Source organism: Mesorhizobium sp. BR1-1-4 (genome assembly GCF_020165375.1).
In the GTDB taxonomy this organism is placed as follows: Bacteria; Pseudomonadota; Alphaproteobacteria; order Rhizobiales; family Rhizobiaceae; genus Mesorhizobium; species Mesorhizobium australicum.
This window is the reverse complement of sequence record NZ_JAIUIB010000024.1, coordinates 1-1,411: the sequence shown is the minus strand read 5'-3', so window position 1 is coordinate 1,411 and position 1,411 is coordinate 1. Positions and strand designations below refer to the sequence as shown.

1 pseudogene is annotated in these 1,411 nt (G+C 58.3%); it reads right to left on the bottom strand.

The features are described 5' to 3' along the window. Positions 1 to 559 precede the first annotated feature (559 nt). A pseudogene (locus tag LB571_RS28730) lies at positions 560 to 820 on the bottom strand (type II toxin-antitoxin system ParD family antitoxin). Positions 821 to 1,411 lie beyond the last annotated feature (591 nt).

Genomic DNA, 1,411 nt, shown 5'->3' with positions numbered 1-1,411 from the left:
CGGCGCACCGCCCTCGTTCGTGAGGCGTATATAGTCGCCACCAACCAAAACTGTCAACACCGTTCCCAAATGTTTTTTCGATTTATCGTAGAGATATCCACGGGGCTGAAATTCGTGAGTTGGCTAGGCTGAATTCCCCCGTCGCTTTCACGGTTGTTTATGCGTGGGTTCCCACTTTGACCCGACGCCTGGCATGCTTCGCTTTGAAAACTGCTGCCCGCCCACGGACCTCGCCCGAGCGGCTTTCAGCGCCGATTCTCCAGCAATTCCGGTGTGAGTCGACTGGCGTAGAAGATGTCGAGGGATCAGCACCTGCTCATCCTCGATCACGAAGGCAAATGCTGACCGCCCCCGGCAATCAACAATCCGCGGCCCAGGCATGATATCGAGCCGCTCGGTGCCTCCCTGTGGAAAAGTCGCTAAGCCGAGACAATGGTCCTGGATACCACGACAAGATTCCAGGCGATCGCTGGCGACGGCCGCTCGGCTATATCGTCATGGAGCTGTTCGAGTTCGGCTTGTGCCGGGGGATGAAAGACGATCCGATATTCCGTTCCTACTAGGCCTTCGCCTGCTTCGCGCGATGGCGCGCTTCGAGGCTGGAAAGACCGCTTCAGCTGGAATTCCCTTCGTCGGATTCTGCTGGAAGCCGCCGGGCGTGCGGAATTTCCTCGCGCAACCACTTTTGCCGCTCCGCCTCGAAGTCATCGAGCATGCGTAGGCCGGCGCGGACAACCTCGCTGGCATTGTTGTAGCGGTCTGATTCGAGTTGCCGCTTGATGAATTGCTCATGGTGGTCGTTCAAAGCGTAATTGGGCATGGCACCTCCTGGAAGACATTATGTGGCAGAGGAGCATTCTGCCGCCTCGAACGCGTTTCACCGTCACCACGCGCTCAAGCGGGGTCACCCGATCCGGCAGAATTGAAATAACGATTGGGACAGTTCTGTGGAGCGGAGGGCCGCAGCCCGTGCTACCGGCATCCGAAAGCGTGTGAGGAGACCAGCTGAGTTAAAGCCCAACCGGCCAATCTGTTCATGCTTGGCGGCCATCGATCTTGAACCCCGTCCCCATGGCCTTCGCTGATTTGATTTGTCCCGCGCGTCGGCGGCGCCTTTTTGCGGGTCCTGAACAGGGTGGATCGACTCTGCGGTGATCCGGACAGGCAGGGTCCGCCGACTTGCACCCTGGCGACCGTCTTCTTGATTTTGTTTTGGGACTCTGACTTGGTTTTCTGGGGCTTTGTTGGCTTGGTTTGGGGGCTGATGGGCTCGAATTTCTGTGCGGAGAGATCGGAACGCGAACGGCCCGCCGGCATAGAGCCAGGCGGGCCGTTTTTGTTTGGTTGCGGGGACAGGATTTGAACCTGTGACCTTCAGGTTATGAGCCTGACGAGCTACCGGGCTGCTCCA